General features: G+C 70.0%; 18 protein-coding genes. 3 read left to right on the top strand and 15 right to left on the bottom strand.

Going from position 1 to position 18,434, the window contains the following annotated elements; genetic code table 11:
* Positions 1-9: 9 nt before the first annotated feature.
* Positions 10-783, top strand: coding sequence for an amino acid ABC transporter ATP-binding protein (locus HGG74_RS02730; RefSeq protein ID WP_168484820.1), 774 nt, complete (start codon positions 10-12; stop codon positions 781-783).
* A gap of 113 nt (positions 784-896) precedes the next feature.
* Here HGG74_RS02730 and HGG74_RS02725 read toward each other — a convergent pair whose 3' ends face one another.
* The 4 genes from HGG74_RS02725 to HGG74_RS02710 form a co-directional block, all read right to left on the bottom strand.
* Positions 897-1,766 (bottom strand): dioxygenase family protein, encoded by an 870-nt coding sequence (locus tag HGG74_RS02725; RefSeq protein ID WP_168484819.1) that lies wholly within the window; start codon positions 1,764-1,766, stop codon positions 897-899.
* A complete protein-coding gene (gene menD, locus HGG74_RS02720) occupies positions 1,763-3,478 on the bottom strand; it encodes a 2-succinyl-5-enolpyruvyl-6-hydroxy-3-cyclohexene-1-carboxylic-acid synthase (RefSeq protein WP_168484818.1) in 1,716 nt (571 codons plus the stop codon). The genes HGG74_RS02725 and menD overlap by 4 nt, the downstream gene beginning before the upstream one ends.
* Positions 3,479-3,537: 59 nt before the next feature.
* Positions 3,538-5,568: a PhoX family protein gene (locus HGG74_RS02715; RefSeq protein ID WP_205761285.1), complete on the bottom strand. Its 2,031-nt coding sequence runs from the start codon at positions 5,566-5,568 to the stop codon at positions 3,538-3,540.
* Positions 5,569-5,710: 142 nt separating this feature from the next.
* Positions 5,711-6,718, bottom strand: coding sequence for an o-succinylbenzoate synthase (locus tag HGG74_RS02710; RefSeq protein WP_168484816.1), 1,008 nt, complete (start codon positions 6,716-6,718; stop codon positions 5,711-5,713).
* A 64-nt stretch (positions 6,719-6,782) separates the two neighbouring features.
* Between HGG74_RS02710 and HGG74_RS02705 the strand changes: the two genes are divergently transcribed.
* Positions 6,783-7,691 (top strand): phosphatase PAP2 family protein, encoded by a 909-nt coding sequence (locus HGG74_RS02705; protein ID WP_168484815.1) that lies wholly within the window; start codon positions 6,783-6,785, stop codon positions 7,689-7,691.
* Here HGG74_RS02705 and HGG74_RS02700 read toward each other — a convergent pair.
* From HGG74_RS02700 to pdhA, 5 genes are all read right to left on the bottom strand, one after another.
* Positions 7,666-8,529 (bottom strand): MBL fold metallo-hydrolase, encoded by an 864-nt coding sequence (locus HGG74_RS02700; RefSeq protein WP_168484814.1) that lies wholly within the window; start codon positions 8,527-8,529, stop codon positions 7,666-7,668. The two genes, HGG74_RS02705 and HGG74_RS02700, sit on opposite strands and share 26 nt — an antisense overlap.
* A 158-nt stretch (positions 8,530-8,687) precedes the next feature.
* Positions 8,688-8,882: a hypothetical protein gene (locus HGG74_RS02695; protein WP_168484813.1), complete on the bottom strand. Its 195-nt coding sequence runs from the start codon at positions 8,880-8,882 to the stop codon at positions 8,688-8,690.
* A 54-nt stretch (positions 8,883-8,936) separates the two neighbouring features.
* Positions 8,937-10,319: a dihydrolipoamide acetyltransferase family protein gene (locus HGG74_RS02690; protein WP_168484812.1), complete on the bottom strand. Its 1,383-nt coding sequence runs from the start codon at positions 10,317-10,319 to the stop codon at positions 8,937-8,939.
* Position 10,320: 1 nt separating this feature from the next.
* Positions 10,321-11,355, bottom strand: coding sequence for an alpha-ketoacid dehydrogenase subunit beta (locus tag HGG74_RS02685; RefSeq protein ID WP_168484811.1), 1,035 nt, complete (start codon positions 11,353-11,355; stop codon positions 10,321-10,323).
* Positions 11,356-11,380: 25 nt separating this feature from the next.
* The gene (pdhA, locus tag HGG74_RS02680; protein ID WP_246262624.1) at positions 11,381-12,493 is read right to left on the bottom strand and encodes a pyruvate dehydrogenase (acetyl-transferring) E1 component subunit alpha; all 1,113 of its coding nucleotides are present in this window, start codon (positions 12,491-12,493) and stop codon (positions 11,381-11,383) included.
* A 283-nt stretch (positions 12,494-12,776) separates the two neighbouring features.
* On the opposite strand from pdhA, the gene HGG74_RS02675 reads away from it, so the two are divergent.
* Complete coding sequence (locus HGG74_RS02675; RefSeq protein ID WP_168484809.1) at positions 12,777-13,229, top strand: Lrp/AsnC family transcriptional regulator; 453 nt, start codon at positions 12,777-12,779, stop codon at positions 13,227-13,229.
* A gap of 271 nt (positions 13,230-13,500) precedes the next feature.
* Here HGG74_RS02675 and HGG74_RS02670 read toward each other — a convergent pair whose 3' ends face one another.
* The 6 genes from HGG74_RS02670 to paaA all read right to left on the bottom strand — a co-directional run bounded on the left by HGG74_RS02670 (position 13,501) and on the right by paaA (position 18,386).
* Positions 13,501-14,286, bottom strand: a complete 786-nt coding sequence (locus tag HGG74_RS02670) for an enoyl-CoA hydratase/isomerase family protein (protein WP_168485172.1) — start codon at positions 14,284-14,286, stop codon at positions 13,501-13,503.
* Between the two features lie 211 nt (positions 14,287-14,497).
* A complete protein-coding gene (paaE, locus tag HGG74_RS02665) occupies positions 14,498-15,667 on the bottom strand; it encodes a 1,2-phenylacetyl-CoA epoxidase subunit PaaE (protein ID WP_168484808.1) in 1,170 nt (389 codons plus the stop codon).
* A complete protein-coding gene (paaD, locus tag HGG74_RS02660; RefSeq protein WP_168484807.1) occupies positions 15,668-16,204 on the bottom strand; it encodes a 1,2-phenylacetyl-CoA epoxidase subunit PaaD in 537 nt (178 codons plus the stop codon).
* A gap of 15 nt (positions 16,205-16,219) precedes the next feature.
* Positions 16,220-17,047 carry a 1,2-phenylacetyl-CoA epoxidase subunit PaaC gene (gene paaC, locus HGG74_RS02655; RefSeq protein WP_168484806.1) on the bottom strand — a complete coding sequence of 276 codons (828 nt, stop codon included), beginning with the start codon at positions 17,045-17,047 and terminating at the stop codon, positions 16,220-16,222.
* On the bottom strand, positions 17,044-17,376 hold the full coding sequence (paaB, locus tag HGG74_RS02650; RefSeq protein ID WP_168485171.1) for a 1,2-phenylacetyl-CoA epoxidase subunit PaaB: 333 nt from the start codon (positions 17,374-17,376) through the stop codon (positions 17,044-17,046). The genes paaC and paaB overlap by 4 nt, the downstream gene beginning before the upstream one ends.
* A 23-nt stretch (positions 17,377-17,399) precedes the next feature.
* Positions 17,400-18,386, bottom strand: a complete 987-nt coding sequence (gene paaA / locus HGG74_RS02645; RefSeq protein ID WP_168484805.1) for a 1,2-phenylacetyl-CoA epoxidase subunit PaaA — start codon at positions 18,384-18,386, stop codon at positions 17,400-17,402.
* Positions 18,387-18,434 lie beyond the last annotated feature (48 nt).

The raw sequence follows: 18,434 nt of genomic DNA, 5'->3' as shown, positions 1-18,434 counted from the left end.
GCCATGGCCATGCACAACCCTGCCCACCAGGCGCCGGCAGCCTCCACCGCCGGCCCGCCGGCCATCGAGGTCCGGAACCTGCACAAGTCCTTCGGCGAGGTCGAGGTCCTCAAGGGCATCGACTTCCACGTGGACCAGGGCGAAGTGGTCTGCGTCATCGGCCCGTCGGGCTCGGGCAAGTCCACGCTGCTGCGCTGCGTGAACCGGCTGGAGGAACCTACCAGCGGCACCGTGCTGGTGGAGGGCGTGGACATCACCGATCCGGAAACGGACCTGGACCTGGTGCGCACCCGGATCGGCATGGTGTTCCAGCAGTTCAACCTGTTCCCGCACCTGAGCGTGCTGCGCAACCTCACCCTGGCCCAGCAGCGGGCCAAGAAGCGCGGCAAGGCCGAAGCCGTGGAGATCGCCCGGAAGAACCTGGCCAAGGTGGGCCTGGCGCACAAGGAGGACGCCTTCCCGGCCCAGCTCTCCGGCGGCCAGCAGCAGCGCGTGGCCATTGCCCGGGCGCTGTCCATGAACCCCGACATGATGCTCTTCGACGAGCCCACCAGCGCCCTGGACCCCGAGCTCGTCGGCGACGTGCTTGAGGTCATGCGCCAGCTGGCCGACGAGGGCATGACCATGATGGTGGTCACGCACGAGATGGGCTTCGCCCGCGAGGTCGGGGACCGGCTGGTCTTCATGGACGGCGGCGTCGTGGTCGAGCAGGGCGACCCCCGCGAGGTCCTGGGCAACCCGCAGCACGAGCGGACCCAGGCGTTCCTCTCCAAGGTGCTCTAGGCCCCTCCCCCGTATTTCCCCCGTTCCGGGATTCTGCTCCTGATTCAAACCGGCAGCAGAATCCCGGAACGGGGGATTTCGCGTTCCCGGCACCTGCGGCCCGGGCGAAAGGCTCAGATGGTGACGTTGAGCGAGGCCGTGTAGCCCTTGGCCGCGGACCCGGACATGGTCGCCAGCTGGTGGATCCCGCCGTCGTCCCCGAAGACGTTGTCCTGCGCCAGGGCGGTCCTGGGAAAGTTCCTCCGGCTGGTTTCGTAGCCTGCGGTGGCATACACCTCGCGGCAGGCAGCCTCGGCCAGGGCAAGCTGCGAGACCTTCAGCACGCGACCGGCAGCGGCCGCGTGCTTCAGCGACCCGAACACTTCGAAGTGGATGTGCGGCCAGCGGCCGTTGTAGGCGCCCGGGAACATCGTGGCGAAGCTCACGTGGCCGTTCCCGTCCGCCTCCTGCACGCCGCGCAGGAAGTTCTCGTTTTCCAGCCCCGGGTCATAGAGCGAGTACCGCCCGTCCCGGTCGCAGTGCCAGGCGTAGACGGCGGCCCCGGCCAGCGGCCTGCAGCCCTTCGAGTTGTCCAGCAGGGTCAGCGTGAATGCCAGCGGCACGCCGCCGGCGACGGTGGACGAGGCCCCGAAGCTTGAGGTGATGTCCCGCCGCACCACGCCGGAGGCCTCGAGCACGTCCGGGCCGTTCGAGCCGTCGCCCGGGAAGGGGCCTGCGGTTTCATCCGGAATTTCGACGCCGCAATCGGCCAGTGCCCGGGTCACCGCCGGGGTGGGGCCGGCCGTCCCCGGAGCCTGGCCCCCGGTACCGCCGGTGGCCGGGCCGGTGCTGCCGCCGGTGCCTGTTGTGCCGGGGGTGCAGGCGGACAATGCCGCCGCGGCACCGGCGCCCAGGAAGAGGCCGAGGGTGCGCCGCCTGCTGAGCAGCGTGGACAGATCGAATCCGAGGCCGCGGTCGTGGTCGGGATGAGGTACGGACGTCACGGCTGCCCTCCGGCGGCGCTCCAAATGGCCTCGCGGACCCGCGCGTGCAGCCGGCGCAGCCCGCTGCGGTCCGTGCGGATCTCCACAATTCCGCGGCCGGTGAACTCTTCCTTCAGCACCGGCTCCAGCTGCGCCCGGTCCTCCACCAGCCGGTAGCCAAGGCCATAGGCGGCGGCCAGCTGCGCGATCCCCGCCTGGTGCGGGGTGCCGAAGAGCCGTTCGACGGCGGCGGCATAGCGCGGCCGGGTGCCCACCTCTCCGTGCTCGAGCAGCGAGAAGATCCCGCCGCCGGCGTCGTTGAGCACCACCAGCTGCAGCGCCGGCTCGGCCTCCCCTGCTCCCAGCAGCAGCCCGCCGGCGTCGTGCAGGAAGGTCAGGTCGCCCACCAGCGCCCGCGTGCGCCCGCCGGTGCCCAGGGCGATCCCGGTGGCCGTGGCGGTGGTGCCGTCGATGCCGGCCAGCCCGCGGTTGGCGTACACCGTGCACTGCGGGTCCGGCTGCGGCCGGCCGGCCAAATCCACGTCCCGGATGGTATTCGAGGAGCCCAGCACCAGCCGGCCCCGGGTGTGTGCCCAGACCGCCGCGGCGGCCTCGAACCCGGTCAGCTCCGGGGTTCCGGCCAGGACCGCCTGCAGCGCCGCGTCGGCGGCCCGGTCCGCGCGCTGCCAGCCCTGCAGCCAGCCCGCCGGGCCCTGGCCAGCGAACAGGGCGAGTTCCGCGGGCCCGGTGATGATCCGTTCACGCCGCTTCCCGCGCCGGAACCAGGCCACCGGTCCGGGCAGGTACAGCGCGGTCTGCACGTCCGGGCGCGCCAGCAGGGCGGCCACCGGCCGGGACAGCGTGGGCCGCCCAAAGACGACCACCCGTTCGATGCCGGCCCCGAGCGGGTCAAGCAGCAGCCGGTAGGGTCCGACGGCGTTGGGGCCGAAGCGGGCATTCGAGGACGGTTCGGCCAGCAGTGGCAGCGCCTGCGAGCGGGCGAAGGCTTCGGCGTACGCTCCGGCCCCGTGGCCGGCGACGACGACGGTGCGGCCGCTGCCGCCCGCGGCAGCCGAGGGTTCCGGCCCGGGTCCGGGTACCGGTGCCGGGACGGCCATCTCGCGGCTGCCGGCCGCTGCGGTGACCGCCGGGACAGCCGCGGTTCCGCCGTCGTCGTCCGCGGCCGGAAAGAGCGGGTCGCGGAAGGCCAGATTGATATGCACCGGGCCCGCAGCGCCCTGGTGGTCGGGCGCCGCGAGGCCGCGGGCCGCGAGCAGTCCGCCGGCGAGGGTCCCGGCGGGGTCCTCGCCGGCGGGGATGTCGGCGGCGTACCGGACGTGGCTGCCGAACAGGCCGGGCTGCTCGGTGGTCTGGTTGGCCCCGGTCCCGCGCAGTTCCCCGGGCCGGTCCGCGGAGATGACCACCAGCTGGACCGCGGCGTGGTTCGCTTCCATCACCGCCGGCAGCAGTTCCCCGACGGCGGTGCCCGAGGTGGTCACCACGGGCACCGGCCGGAGCGAGCCCAGGGACAGGCCCAGCGCGGTGAACCCGGCCACGCGTTCGTCGATGCGCACATGCAGCCGCACCTCGCCGCGGGCCTCGGCTTCGGCCAGGGCGTAGGCCAGCGGGGCGCTGCGCGACCCGGGGGCGACGACCACATCCCGGACTCCGCCGCGGACCAGGACGGCAACGGCCGAGCGCGCGGCTTCCATGGAACTGAGCTGGGCGGTCACCTTCCTATCCTAGACGGGCACTCCGGGCCGGCGGCCCGGGAACAGCCTGCCCGCTGCCGTTACCGGCGGCCCCTGTACATCTGGATCACGGAAGGACGCGGCAGGGCGGCGTCACCCTTGCGCGGGGTCGATCCCGGCGTAACGTAATCGGGGAACAGGGACCGCGGGGCGTCCCAGCTGCCGTCCTCGCCGGGATGCTGGACGGCCACGAAGACCAGCCCGTCCTCGTCGTGGATCAGCGGCCCGCAGGTTTCGGCGTCGATCGGGACCGCCATGAACTGCTCGACCCTGCCGTACTCCGGGCCTTCCATGGTGACGCGGTAGAGGGCGTCGTTGCGCTGGATGGTTCCCGGCTGGCCGTCGGTGGAGATCCACAGGTTCCCCGCCGAGTCGAAGGCCAGGTTGTCCGGGCAGGAAACCGGCTGTACCTGGTCTGCGGGATAGCCGCTGAAGTAGACGCTTTCGTCGGCTGCCGGGTCGCCGGCCACCAGCACCAGCTTCCAGGTGAACTCCGTAGCGGCCTGGTCGCCGTTCTCGGTCAGTTCGACCACGTGGCCGTGGCGGTTGTTGGCACGCGGGTTGGCTTCGTCCGCTTGTGCCGCCGAGCGCGCGGTGTTGTTGGTGCAGGCCACGTACACCTTACCGGTGTGCGGGCTGACCTCGACGTCCTCCGGGCGGTCCATCTTGGTGGCGCCCATCTTGTCCGCGGCCAGGCGGGTGTAGACCAGGACCTGGTCGATCTCCATGTCCGGAACCAGGGACTTGCCGTCCCGGGTCAGCTGGATCCAGCGCCCGGTGCCGTCGAAGGCGCCGTCCGAGGGCAGCACCCCGGAGCCGTCGATCTGGTTCTGCGGGGAGTTGCCGCTGAAGCTGGCCACGTAGAGGTCGCCCTCGGTCAGCAGGGTCATGTTGTGCTTCTTGTCGCCTTCGATGTACCTGCCCTTGGAAACGAACTTGTACAGGTAGTCGAAGCGCTCGTCGTCACCGGAGTAGGCGACGGCGTGGCCGGAGGCGGCAATGGTGACGTTGGCGCCTTCGTGCTTGAAGCGGCCCAGGGCGGTGTGCTTGCGCGGGGTGGAGTCCGGATCGAACGGATCGACCTCGACGATCCAGCCGAACCGGTTGTCCTCGTTCCTGCCCTCGGGCAGGTCGAGGTCGAACCGGGTTTCCTCGAGGTGCCAGCCGCGGGACGGGTTCCTGCTGGTCAGCCCGTAGCGGCGCTGCTCCCCGCTGGGATTGGTGACCTTGAAGTACTGGTTGAAGTTCTCTTCACCGGAGAGGATGGTGCCCCACGGGGTGGTGCCGCCGGCGCAGTTGTTCTGGGTGCCGAGCACAATGCGGCCGCTCGGGTCCGCCTGGGTCTTGAGCAGGGGCGAGCCGGCGGCGGGGCCGGTCAGCTCGTACTTGGTGTCCATCAGGAAGCGCCGGTTCAGCTTGGCGCCGCGGACGTACTTCCACGGCTGGCCCGTGCCCTTGCGCTCAAGTTCGACCACGGACAGGCCGTGGGCGGCCATGGCGGTCCTGCGGACCTGGCTGATGTCCATGTCCGGCGGGAACATGAGGTTCTCGTTGGTGTACTCGTGATTGGAGAACAGCACGGCGCGCTTGCCCTTGCTGCCGGGGATTTCCAGAATGTCCACGTAGTCGCAGTTGTAGCCGAACTGGCCGGCCTGGGACTCGGGCGTCTGGTTCCGGGGGTCGAACTCGGCGGAATCGTCGAACAGCGGGTCGCCCCAGCGGATGACCGGCTGCCAGTTGTAGCCCTTGGGCACCACGACGTCGTCGACGGTGTTGGGCACACCGTCGATGCCGGCGAACTTCAGCTTGCTCTTGTTGGCCTGGGCCTTCACCGCCGGGGCCAGTCCGCCGGTCCCGCCGGCCACCGCGGGCGCGGCGCCGCTGCCGCCGAACATCAGGGCCAGCGCACCGGCGCTGCCCACCCCGAGCAGGGAACGGCGGGAGTATTCCGCGGAGACGATGTCGCGGAAGTAGCTGTTGGACGAGGTATTGCACACTCCTTTGGCGCAGGCACTGTCACACTTGAGCGCGCAGGTCACGGCGCTGCGCTTGCCGGCGGTATGGCCTGCCATCGGCAGCAGGCGCTTGGGGGTTTTAGTCACGACGAGAGGCCTTCCCGAATTTGCGAGTGGTGGGCCGGGCGTTGCCCGGTCCCGGTCAAGCCCAGCGTCCCAGCGCAATTCGTCCGGAAGCCTGACCGGAGGTGAACTGTGGTCAAACTTCCAGCGTTTCACCGGCCAGCCGGGCGTGGCAGCGGCGCAGCCGGTCCAGCCACCACCGGCGGCGCTCCGGTGCGGCCGCAAAACGGTCCAGCAGGTCCTCGTCCACGGCCACGTCCCCCACCCGCAGCTGCCCGCCCGCGGGCACCAGCGGACCGGCGGCAACGTCGCCGGCCATCAGGGAGACCGTGCCGAGCCCGCAGGCGTACGGCAGCTCGGGCAGGGCGGCAGCCAGCGCCACGCCGGCCCGGATCCCCACCGAGGAATCCAAGGCCGAACTGACCACTGCCGGTAGCCCTGCCTCGGCGACGATCCGCAGCGCCCGGCGCACCCCGCCCAAGGGCTGGACCTTCACCACGATCAGGTCCGCGGCGTCCTCCCGCGCCACCCGCAGCGGGTCCTCCTCCTTGCGCACGCTTTCATCGGCAGCCACCGGCACGTCGATGCCGGCCCGCCGCAGCTGAAGGCGCACGCTGCGCAGCCCGGCAATGTCCGGCACCGGCTGCTCGGCGTACTGCAGCCGGTAGTCGGCCAGCCGGCCCAGGGCGGCCACCGCCGTGGGCACGTCCCAGCCGCCGTTGGCGTCCACCCGCAGCTGGGCCTGCGGCAGCGCGGCCCGGACCGCGGCGACCCGGGCCACGTCCTCGTCCACCCCCTGGCCGCGCTCGGCCACCTTGACCTTGACCGTCTGCGTGCCGTCGTACCTGGCCAGCACCGCGGGCACGTCCGCGGGCGGCACCGCCGGCACCGTCGCGTTCACCGGCACGGCATCCCGCAGCGGCGCGGGGAACCCCTGCCAGCCGGCCTCGATGGCCGCCCGCAGCCAGGCGGCGGATTCGCCGTCGTTGTACTCGGGGAACGGGGAAAACTCGGCCCAGCCTGCGGGTCCGCGGAACAGCAGGATTTCGCGCTGCAGCACGCCGCGGAACCTGACCTTCATCGGCAGGCTCACCACCCGCGCGGTGGCCAGCAGGTCATCAAGATCCGGGATATCGTCGCTCACCGCTCCACTGTACGCCGCGCACGGCAGGCTCCATGGGCCGGAGGCTGTGGCACCCTGTTAACCCATGAGGAACCCGCGCCCGCAGCCCGGTGTCCGCGCCGGACGTGCCGGCGGCCGCAAGCGCGCCGGCCGCGCCCCCGTGCTCTTCTGGCTCGGGGCGGTGCTGTGCGCAGCCGCCTTCGCCTGCACCTACTACGTGTTCGTCCGCACCGCCACCGGCCAGTTCGTCGACGAATCCGCCCTGGCCGCGGCCGGCTCGGTCTGGCGGCCGGCGCGCCGGCTGTTCCTGGGGTTCCTGAACCTGATCCCGAACCTCTCAGCCGCGCTGGCCGCGGTGGTGCTGCTCTGGGTGGCCCTGGCCCGCCGGCGCCGGCATGCGGCCGCCGCCGCCGTGGGCGTCGTCGCCGCGTCCGCGGCCTCGAGCTGGCTGCTGAAGAACCTGCTGCCGGACCGGCCGGATCTGGGCATTCCCACGCTGGCGCACAATTCGCTGCCCTCCGGACACACCACCCTCGCGGCCGCGGCGGCCCTGGCCGTCTTCCTGGTGGTCTCCCCCCGGTGGCGGCCGTTCAGCGCCGCCGCCGGCGGGCTGTATGCCGTGCTGACCGGCGCGGCCACGCTGGTCAACGGCTGGCACCGGCCCTCGGACGTGGTGGCGGCGTTCCTGGTGGCCGGCTTCTGGACGCTGCTGGCCGGGCCGCTGGTGCTGCGCGCCGGCGAGGGCTGGAACGTGTTCGGCGGCTACGGCAGCTCCTGGGCGTCCTCGCGCTGGTGGCCGCGGCTGTGCTGGCTGCTGTCGCTGCTGGGCGCGGCCGCGGCCGCCGGAATCTACTGGTTCATTGCGCGGACGGATCCGGGCGCCGGGGCGCTGCCGCTGTTCTTCTGGGCCGGGGCCGCGCTGATCACCGCCACCGGCATGCTGCTCGGCGCGCTGCTGACCTGGCTGTTCAGCCTCCAGTCCGGGCGCGCGTGAGGCGCTCGAGCAGGATGCGGGACTGCACCGGCCCGTAGGGCAGGATGGGGATCGCCTTGGTGGAATCGGCCGGGGTCTCCCGGCTGGCGGTACTGGCCATCCGCACCGCCAGCGCCATGGTTTCCCACATGCTCTTCACGAAGGCGTAGCTGACCGTCTGCCCGTGGCCGGGCACGAGCACCTCGTACTCATGCCGCAGCGCCGAGATCCGGCGCAGGGTGTCCACCCAGTCCCGCGGGTAGGAATCCTCGAACTGCGGGTAGGAGCCCTGTTCCACCAGGTCCCCGGCGAACAGGGTCGAGGGCGTCCCCACCAGCAGGTCCCCGTCGGTGTGGCCGCGGCCCAGATGGAAAAGCTTGACCGGCATATTGCCCAGCTCCACCGTGACCGGCGCGGCGTCCACCAGCCGCGTGGGCACCCGGATGCCAGTGTGCCGGCCGGTGGCGGCGGCCATCTCCGGTTCGGTGGCGGCCACGAGTTCGCGCTGCAGCGCGCCGTTTTCGGCCATGTCGTGGCCGCAGTTGCGGTGCGCGTAGAACTCGTGCACGCCGTTCTGGGCGAAGAACTCGTTGCCGAAGACGTGGGCGTAATGCGAGTGCGTGTTCACCACCACCAGGGGCAGCTTGGTCAGTTCCCGGACGGCCGTATAGATCTGGCGGGCCTGGCGCGGTCCGGCACCGGTATCGATGACCATGGCTTTGTCGCGGCCGATCACCAGGCCGCTGTTGAGCCGGTAGGTGCTGGTCCTGATCACGTAGTTTCCGGGCGCCACCTGCACATACGCAGCCTTGTCGCCAGTTTCGTCCCCGTTGTGTTCGGCTTCTGCGGCAGCGCTCATGCGGGCCGGTCCCCTCCATTGCGGTCACTGTGCGGCGGCCCGGTGCCGCCGTTGGCACGCGGGCGGGTGCTGCCCCGCCCGCTAGCTAAGGTACCCCGGCGCCGGGCATGGTTGCACGCCGGCACCCGGTCCCGGCGTGCCGGTGACGGCGCACCCCGCTATTCTTCGCGGATTTCCCCGTAGGGAATCGCGTCGTCCACAAGCGCCTGAACGTAGTGGGTGCCTGCCCCGCGGACGAGCACGCCGTGCTCGCGTTCGGCCGCGGACTGCAGGAAGACCGGGCGCAGTGCCTCGGCGTGGGCGCTGGCGAGCTGGTCCAGGTAGCGCTGGTATGACTCCGGCAGTTGGATCATGCTGCTAGGGTAGCGGCGCACCCCCGATGCAGCCAGAGGTGCGCCGCGCTTCGCTCACAGGTCGGCCAGTACCGAGCCGGGGTTCTCGATCGCATCCGCGACGTAGCGCAGGAACCCGCCGGCGGTGCCTCCGTCGCAGATCCGGTGGTCGAAGGCCAGGACCAGTTCGGTCACCTTGCGGACGGCCAGTTCGCCGCCGACCACCCAGGGCCTGTCGATGATCCGCCCCACCCCGAGAATCGCCGCCTCCGGATAGTTGATGATTGCCGCGCTGCCGTCGACGCCGAACACACCATAGTTGTTCAGCGTGAAGGTCCCGCTGGTCAGTTCGGCCGGGCTCGCCTTGCCGTCGCGGGCGACGGCGGCCAGCCGGCGGATCTCGGCGTCCAGCTGCCGGGCGCTCAGCCGGTCCGCGCCGCGGATGCTGGGCACCAGCAGCCCGCGCTCGGTCTGCGCGGCGAAGCCGAGGTTCACGCCGTCGAAGGCGACAATTTCCCCGTCCTCGATCCGCGAGTTCAGTTCCGGGTACCGGGCCAGGCCGGCCAGCACGAAGCGGGCGATGAACGCCAGCAGCCCGGGGGTGTTGTCCGGGTCCCGCTGCTTCAGCTGCGCGCGCAGTTCCAGCAGGGCGGTCGCATCTACGTCCACCCACACGGTGGCCTCGGGGATTTCGGTGCGGCTGCGGGACATGGCCTCGGCCACGGCCTTGCGCACCCCGCGCATCGGGGTCCGGGAGGCAATGCGCAGCCCGCTGCGCGGATCCGTCTCCCCCGCGGCCCCGGCGGCCGCGGCCGGCCGGGCGGACGCCGTTTCGGCTGCAGGCGCGGCCTCCGGGGCGGCGGAACCGGCGAGCGCGGCTTCCACGTCCCGGCGCAGCACCAGCCCGTCCCGGCCGCTGCCCTGGATCTGCTCGATCCGCAGGCCGCCATCGCGGGCCAGCTTGCGTACCAGGGGCGAGACCACGAGCGGGGCCCGGCGCGGCCCCGCCGGGGCCGGTTCCGCGGTGGTACGCACCTGCGGGCCGGCGGAGGCCCGCCTGGGCTTGCGCGTGCGCCGGCCGGCGCCGTGCCCGCCGGACGTGCCGTAGCCGATCAGCACATTGCCCGAGCCCGAGTCCGCGGCCTCCCCCACCTCGACGGCCGGCGGCTTGGCCCCGGCACGCTCCTCGGTGCGGTAGGTCTCGGCAGCCGGCGCGCCCTCGGCATCCACAGAGATCAGCGGTTTGCCGACGTCGATGGTCTCTCCTGCGGCCCCGTGCAGCACGGCCACGGTGCCGGCGTAGGGGCTGGGCACCTCCACCAGGGATTTGGCGGTCTCCACCTCGGCGACGGGCTGGTCCACCCGGACCTGGTCCCCCACCTTGACCAGCCAGTTCACCAGTTCGGCCTCGGTCAGCCCCTCGCCCAGGTCCGGCAGCATGAATACCTGTCGCGGCATGCTATGCCTCCTCCCACTGCAGTTCGTCCACGGTGTCCAGGATCCGGTCCACGCTGGGCAGGTAGTACTGCTCCAGCTTCGGCGCCGGATACGGAATGTCGAAACCGGTCACCCGCAGCACCGGCGCGGCGAGCGAGTGGAAGCAGCGCTCCTGCACCCGGGCCACGATCTCGGAGGCCACGGAGGCGAATCCGGGGGCCTCGGCGATGACGACGGCGCGGCCGGTCTTGCGCACCGAGGCGGTGACCGTCTCGTCGTCGAACGGAACGAGCGAACGCACGTCGATGACCTCCAGCGACCGGCCTTCGGCGGCCGCGGCCTCGGCCGCCTGCAGCGCCGTCGGCACGCTCGGCCCGTAGGTGATCAAGGTCGCGTCGCTGCCCTCGCGGGCGACGACGGCGCGGCCGATCCGCGGTCCTGCCGCGGCGGCGCCGCCGGCACCCCAGCGGGCCTGCAGCGCCGGGAGGTCGACTTCGTCCTTGGACCAGTAGAGCTTCTTCGGCTCCAGGAACACCACCGGATCCGGGTGCCGGATCGACTCGCGCAGCATGGTGTACGCGTCCTGGACGGTTGCCGGCGCCACTACCGTCAGGCCGGGGGTGTGGGCATAGTAGGACTCCGAGGAGTCGCAGTGGTGCTCCACGCCGCCGATGCCGCCGGCATAGGGGATCCGGATGACCATCGGCAGCTTCACCTTGCCGCGGGTCCGGTTGGGCATCTTCGCCACATGCGAGACCACCTGTTCGAAGGCCGGGTAGGCGAAGGCATCGAACTGCATCTCCACCACCGGGCGCAGCCCGTTCATGGCCATGCCCACGGCCATGCCCATGATCCCGGACTCGGCCAGCGGGGTGTCGAAGCAGCGTTCCTCGCCAAAGCGCTTGGTCAGCCCGTCGGTGATCCGGAAGACTCCGCCCAGGGGCCCGACGTCTTCGCCGAAGACGACGACGGTGGGGTCGGCTTCCATTTCATCGGCCAGGGCAGTGTTCAGCGCCTTGGCGAACGTCAGCGTGGTGCTGGTTGTGGTTGCAGTCATCGCAGGCTTCCTCTCCGGGGCCGTCTTACAGGGATTCGCGGGAGAGCTCGTCGCGCAGCTTCGCCGCCTGCTCGCGCAGCTGGGGGGTCGGATTGGTGTAGACGAAGCGGAACAGGTCCTCCGGATCCACCTGCACCTCGGCATTCAGCCCGTCGCGCATCCGGGCGGCCACCTGTTCGGCGTCGCCGGCGAACTCCTGCTCCAGCTCCTCGGTGAGCAGGTGCAGCCCGGACAGGTAGCTGCGCATCCGGATGATCGGGTCCTTCGGCAGCCAGGCCTGGACTTCCTCGTCGGTGCGGTAGCGGGTGGCGTCGTCGGCATTGGTATGGGACTGCATGCGGTAGGTGTGGGCCTCCACCAGGACCGGTCCGCCGCCGGCGCGCGCCCGGTCCACGCCCTTGCCCAGCACGCCCAGGAGGGCGGCCAGGTCGTTGCCGTCCACCCGTTCGCCGGGCATGCCGTAGCCGATGGCCTTGTGGGCCAGCGACGGCGCCACGGACTGGTGCTTGAGCGGTACGGAAATGGCGTACTGGTTGTTCTGCACGAAGAACACCACCGGCAGGTGGAACACGGCCGCAAAGTTCAGGGCCTCGTGGAAGTCCCCTTCGCTGGTGGCGCCATCCCCGCACATGGCCATCACCACGGTGTTCTCGCCCTTGAGCTTGGCCGCGTGGGCAACGCCGACGGCGTGCAGCAGCTGGGTGGCCAGCGGGGTGGCCTGGATCGAGACCTTGTGCTCGTACGGGTCGTAGCCGCCGTGCCAGTCCCCGCGCAGCAGGGTGAGCGTCTGGATCGGGTCCACCCCGCGGGCCATGACCGCCACGGTGTCCCGGTAGGTCGGGAACAGCCAGTCTCCGTCCCCCAGGGTCAGGGCCGCAGCGACCTGGCACGCCTCCTGGCCATGCGAGGACGGGTAGACGGCCATCCGGCCCTGGCGGACCAGCGCGTTGGCCTGGTCGTTCACCCGGCGGCCGATGACCAGCTGCCGGTAGGCGGTGAGCAGCTGACGGCCGTCCGGCAGCGGATACATGTCGTTGTGGACGTGCCGGCCGTCCGGGTCGACCAGCTGGACCGGTGCCGTCTGCGGCAGCATGAAGGACTCGGCGGCCCGGCTGCTGTCCGGCGCGGTGCGGGGCATGTGGTCCAGGGGATTGCCCGTGGAGCCCTTGCGGTTCTTTCCGGTGGAGGTGGTCATTGCGTCTCCTGCTGATCCTGCCGGCGCTGCCGCCTGCGCGGTGGCCGCCGGGCTGGCCGGACGGATTCGGATGAAAGTTTCCGTGTTTGATTTGTTTGATTAGTATGCGATCCGGCTACTATTCGTATCCATATTTTGGAAGAACGGTGGAACTTTCCATCCCTAGAGCGTATTCTTGAAGACGAATTGCAAACGTGAGCTGGATTACCAACCGAGGTGTGGACGATTGACCGACGCCCCTTCCGTCAAACTGGATGACATCGACCGGAAGATCCTGGCCGAACTGACGCGGGACGGCCGGCTGTCCGTGACGGCGGTGGCGGAAAACGTTCACATTTCGCGTGCCCACGCCTATTCGCGGATCGCCCGGCTGACCGAATCCGGCGTGCTGACCAAGTTCACCGCCCTTGTGGATCCGATCAAGGCCGGCCTGCGGGCTTCCGCCTACGTGACGCTGAAGCTGCGCCAGCACTCCTGGCGGGCGCTGAAGGATGCCCTCAAGGCCATCCCCGAGGTGCACCACATTGCCCTGGTGGGCGGGAACTTCGACGTCATCCTGCTCGTCCGGGCGGTGGACAACGTGGATCTGCGCCGGGTGATTTTCGACCAGATCCAGTCCATGCCCGGGATCATCGACACCCAGACCTTCCTGGTCTTCGAGGACATGGACACCCGCTGAGCCTGGCGGCAGGCAGCAGAAAGCCACCCGTCCCGGGTTTCTCCGGGACGGGTGGCTTTCTGCCGGGCCCGCGCCTGCCGTGACTGCTGGCGGCCGCATGCACGGCCGCCCACCCCCATACGGCGCTCTTCCGGCACCCGCAGGCCCACCAGGCTGCGCCGCCGGAAACCTGCCTTCCGGCGGGGCAGCTCAGTGGCAGCATCCTCCTCCGGCCGGCAACTGCCGTCAAGGGCTGCGGGCGGAATCCGCGCCGGGGATTAAAGGATTGATATCAGGGCAGACCTTTGAAGACCGGCCGGCGCTTCTCCTGGAAGGCCTTGAAGCCCTCAGCGTAGTCGGCGCTGCTGCACAGCTGTCCCTGGGCCACGTTCTCCTCCTCGGTGGCTGCCCACAGCCCCAGCCGCTGGTCCCGGATATGGGCCACGAGTTCCTTCGATGCCCGGAAGGCCCCGGTGGCCCCCTCGGCCACCCGGGCCACGATGGCCCGGGTGCTGTCCAGCAGTTCCCCGGCCGGCATGGCGCGGCTGAACAGGCCGGAGGCCACCGCCTCGCTGCCGCTCATCAGTTCGGCGGTGTAGACCAGGTCCAGGGTCCGGTGTGCCCCGAGGCGCTCGGTGAACAGCCAGTGCCCGCCCGAATCCAGCGTGGCCCCGAGGTTGGCAAACGGCGAGCCGATCTTGGCATCCTCCGCCACGTACACCACGTCGGTGGCAATCAGCAGCCCGAGCCCGACACCGAGCGCTGCCCCCTGTGCGGCCGCGAAGGTCGGCGCCGGGAAGGCCGCCATCTTCTTCAGCAGCGGCGTGACCAGGTCGCCCAGGTAGTGGTAGGCGTCGTCGGTCTCCGGCACGACCCCGGAAATATCCCGGCCGGCGCAGAAGCCGCGGCCCGCTCCGCGCAGCAGCAGCGCCCGCACCGTGCCGGCGGCGGCTGCCGCCGCGGCGTCGTCGTACGCAGCGCCCAGGTCCGCCAGCGCCTGCTCGTCCAGCGCGTTCATCTTCTGCGGCGCGTTCAGCACCACTTCCGCAATATTGCCGGCAATGCTCAGCTCGATCATGCTCACGAAGTTCTCCTTTGGACTATGCGGACGGGCTGGAGGGAGGGAACAGCATGGACGGAAGGAACACAAAGCCGGGCAGGCCTCCGGGAAGGGCGGCTTGAACGTTCAGCTCCCGGGCTGGTAGGGAATCCTGCCGAGGGCCCCGGGCCGAGCTTGGGAGGCAGGGTTCCGTTCGTTGCCGCCGGCCGGAGGCCTCCCCGGCGACATACTACGCGTCGTAGTCGACGGTGATTTCGTCGCTGGTCGGGCGCGTCTGGCAGGTCAGCACGTAGCCGCGCTCGATCTCCTCCGGCTCCAGCGCGTAGTTCTCCTCCATCTCGAACGTGCCCGAGACTACCTTGGCCCGGCAGGTGCCGCACACGCCGCCGGCGCAGGCGAAGGGAACGTCGGGACGCACCCGCAGGGCGGCATTGAGGATGGACTCGCGGGCGTGCTTGGGGCTGGGCACCTTGCCGGAGAGCCCGTCCAGCCGGAAGTTGATCTCGTAATTGTCCGCATCCGGGTCCACCTCCACCGGCCTGCCAATGCTGCCCTGGGGCTTGGTCGGCTCGCCGGTGGTGAACAGCTCGTAGCGGATCTTCTCGCTGGGGATTCCGCGCTCGGCCAGGACGTCGCGGACCATCTGGACCAACTCGAACGGCCCGCACAGGAACCACTCGTCCACCTCGTCGGTGCGCAGCACGTCGTCGAACAGGGCGTTGAGCTTGTCGGTGTCGATCCGGCCGGACAGCAGCGGGGAGATCCGCTGTTCGCGGGAGAGCACGTGGTGCACGGCGAAGCGGGCCGGGTACTTGTCCTTCAGGTCCGCCAGTTCCTCCACGAACATCACGTCCATGGCGGCCTTGTTCGCGTAGACCAGGTCAAAGCGCACCCGGTCGTTGGCGGCCAGCACGTGCCGGGCGATGGCGATCACCGGGGTGATCCCGGAGCCGGCCGCGAACGCGGCGAAGACGGTCTCGTTCTCGGTGTCGATGTCCTCGGGGCGGTTGAGCTCGGTGATCTGGTGCTTGGAAATGAACGCACCGGCAGGGCTCATCACGTCCAGGACGTCCCCGGGCTTGAGGTTGTCGTTGGCCCAGTTCGAGAACAGTCCGCCCAGGTCGCGCTTGATCGCCACGCGGATCTCCCCGGGGGTGGGCTCGGCGCAGATGGAGTAGCTGCGGCGGACCTCCCTGCCCTCCAGCTGCGTGCGCAGGGCCACGTACTGGCCGGGAATGTAGTCGTACTGTCCCTGCAGGTGCTCCGGAACCGCGAAGGTCACCTCGATGGCCTCGTCGGTGAGCCGCCGGACGTTCGAAACGGTCAGCGGGTGGAAGCTGCCCCGGCGCTTGGCTGCGGATTCGGCCGCGGAGGAGGCCTCGGGAGTGGAAGTAGTCATCTAGAGCACCTTGAAGTAGTCGAAGGGTTCCTTGCAGTCATTGCACTGGTAGAGCGCCTTGCAGGAGGTGGAGCCGAAGCGGGTGATCTCCCGGGTGTTCAGCGAGTTGCAGCGCGGGCACTTCACGCTCAGCCCCAGGCGGACCGGCCCGGTGCGCACCCCGGCCCTGCCGGTCGGTGCGGCAATGCCGTACTCCTCGAGCTTGGCCTTGCCGGATTCGGTCATCCAGTCGGTGGTCCAGGCCGGGGCCAGCACCAGCTTCACCTGCACGTCGCCATAGCCGTGCCGGTCCAGCGCCGCCACGATGTCGTCGCGGATGGTGTCCATGGCCGGGCAGCCCGAATAGGTGGGTGTAATGGTGACCTCGACGGCGGGCCGGCCGCCGCCGGCCTGCCCGGGCACCACCGCCACCTCGCGCAGGATGCCCAGGTCCTCGATGGTCAGGACCGGGATCTCCGGATCGGCGATGGTCGCGGCGATGTCCCAGACCTTGGCGGCCAGGGCATCGGCGGGGCGGACTGCAGTGTTTGTGGACATGGCTGTGCCGGTCTCCTACCAGGTGGCTCCGGGGTGCTCGCGGGCAATGACCTGCATCTCGGCGAGGATGTAGCCCAGGTGCTCGCTGTGCTGGCTGCCGCGGTTGCCGGTCATGGCCGGCTGCACCTCAGGCACCTGCAGCGTGGCCTCGTCCAGGACCTGCGCCAGCAGCGCATCGAAGGGCGCGCGCAGTTCGGAGGGACGCACGGCCACGCCGGCCAGGCGGTCGATCAGCTCGTCGTCGGCGAACAGTTCGTCAACGTACGGCCAGACGGAGTCCAGGCCGGACTTCATGCGCCGGTGGGATTCCTCGGTGCCGTCGCCCAGCCGCAGCGTCCACTGGATCGCGTGGTCGCGGTGGTAGTCCACTTCCTTGAGCGCCTTGGCGGCGATGGCCGCCAAGGTTTCGTCCGCTGAATTGACCAGCCGCGAGTACAACTCGTACTGGTAGAGGGAGAAGACCAGCTGGCGGGCGATGGTCTTGGCGAAGTCGCCGTTGGGCTGCTCGACCAGGAAGCTGGAGCGGAACTCCGGCTCCGAGCGCCAGTAGGCCAGGTCGTCCTCCGTCTTGCCCCAGGCCGACCCGGCGTAGGTCAGGAAGGAGCGGGCATGGCCGAGCAGGTCCAGGGCGATGTTGCCCAGGGCGATGTCCTCTTCGATTTCCGGCGCCCGGGAAATCCACCAGCCCAGGCGCTGGGCCAGGATCAGGGCGTCGTCGCCCAGCCGCAGCGCGTACTCGGCCACGTCCTGGCTGATCCTGGTGCCGGCAGCCACCTTTTCGGCAATGTCCTCCGGACGCAGGGCATTGCCCGGGGTGATCCGGGTGGCGCTTTCGCCGCTCACAGGTGCTTCACCCCTTCGCTCTTCTTGTAGTACATGGCGTGGCGGTAGTCCTTGCCCTGCGGGGATTCAAAGAACGCCCCCTTGGCGTCCGGATCGCTGGCCACGATGGCCGACGCCGGAACCACCCAGAGGGAGACGCCTTCGTTGCGCCGGGTGTACAGATCGCGGGCATTGCGCACCGCCATCTCGGCGTCCGGGGCGTGCAGGGATCCGGCATGCACGTGGGAGAGGCCGCGCGCCGAGCGCACGAAAACCTCCCACAGCGGCCACGAGCCCCTGTTGGCGGACTGTCCGGCCTCGGTGACCGGGGTCTTGGCCGCCGTCGCCATTGCTGACTGGTCTCCTGTTGCCATCACGCCACCTGTGCTTTCTGTGCCTGCTTTGCGGCGTAGGCGGAGGCTGCCTCGCGCACCCACGCACCGTTCTCATGCGCCTCGCGCCGGCGTTCCATCCGCTGCGCGTTGCACGGTCCGCGGCCTTTGAGGACCTCGTAGAACTCGTTCCAGTCGAGTTCGCCGTGCTCCCATTGGCCGGTTTCCTCGTTGAACCGGATCTTGTCATCGGGCAGGGTCAGGCCCAGGACCTTGACCTGCTCCTGGATCATGCCGACGAAGCGCTGGCGCAGTTCGTCGTTGGAGAAGCGCTTAATGTTCCAGCGCATGGACTGCTGGGAATTGGGGGACGCGTCGTCGTTCGGCCCGAACATCATCAGCGCAGGGGCGTAGAAGCGGTTGATGGCATCCTGGGCCATCTGCTTCTGCGCGGGCGTGCCGTTGGCCAGTTCGAGCAGGATCTCGAAGCCCTGGCGCTGGTGGAAGGACTCCTCCTTGCAGATGCGGACCATTGCCCGGCCGTAGGGCCCGTAGGAGGCGCGGCACAGCGGAACCTGGTTTACGATCGCCGCACCGTCCACGAGCCAGCCGATGGCCCCCATGTCCGCCCAGGTCAGCGCCGGGTAGTTGAAGATCGAGGAGTACTTGGCCCTGCCGGTCAGCAGCTGGTCGAAGAGTTCCTCGCGCGGGGTGCCCAGCGTCTCGGCCGCCGAGTACAGGTACAGGCCGTGGCCGGCCTCGTCCTGGACTTTGGCCATCAGGATGGCCTTGCGCTTGAGCGAGGGCGCGCGGGTAATGAAGTTGGCCTCGGGCTGCATGCCGATGATTTCCGAGTGGGCATGCTGGGAAATCTGGCGGACCAAGGTCTTCCGGTATGCCTCGGGCATCCAGTCCGAGGGCTCGATCCGCGAGTCCTCGGCGATGATCCGGTCAAAGTACGCCTGCCCGGCCTGGTCCTCTTCGGACGGGACTGCATGCAGCTCACGCGCATCCGTCTGCGTTGCCATGATGGCCACCTCACTGTATTGGAAGCTTGGAAATATTTACCGACCGTT

The sequence above is a fragment of the Arthrobacter mobilis genome, assembly GCF_012395835.1.
Taxonomy (GTDB): domain Bacteria; phylum Actinomycetota; class Actinomycetes; order Actinomycetales; family Micrococcaceae; genus Crystallibacter; species Crystallibacter mobilis.
The sequence above is the reverse complement of the archived record's forward strand: the minus strand, read 5'-3'. Positions and strand labels throughout refer to the sequence as shown.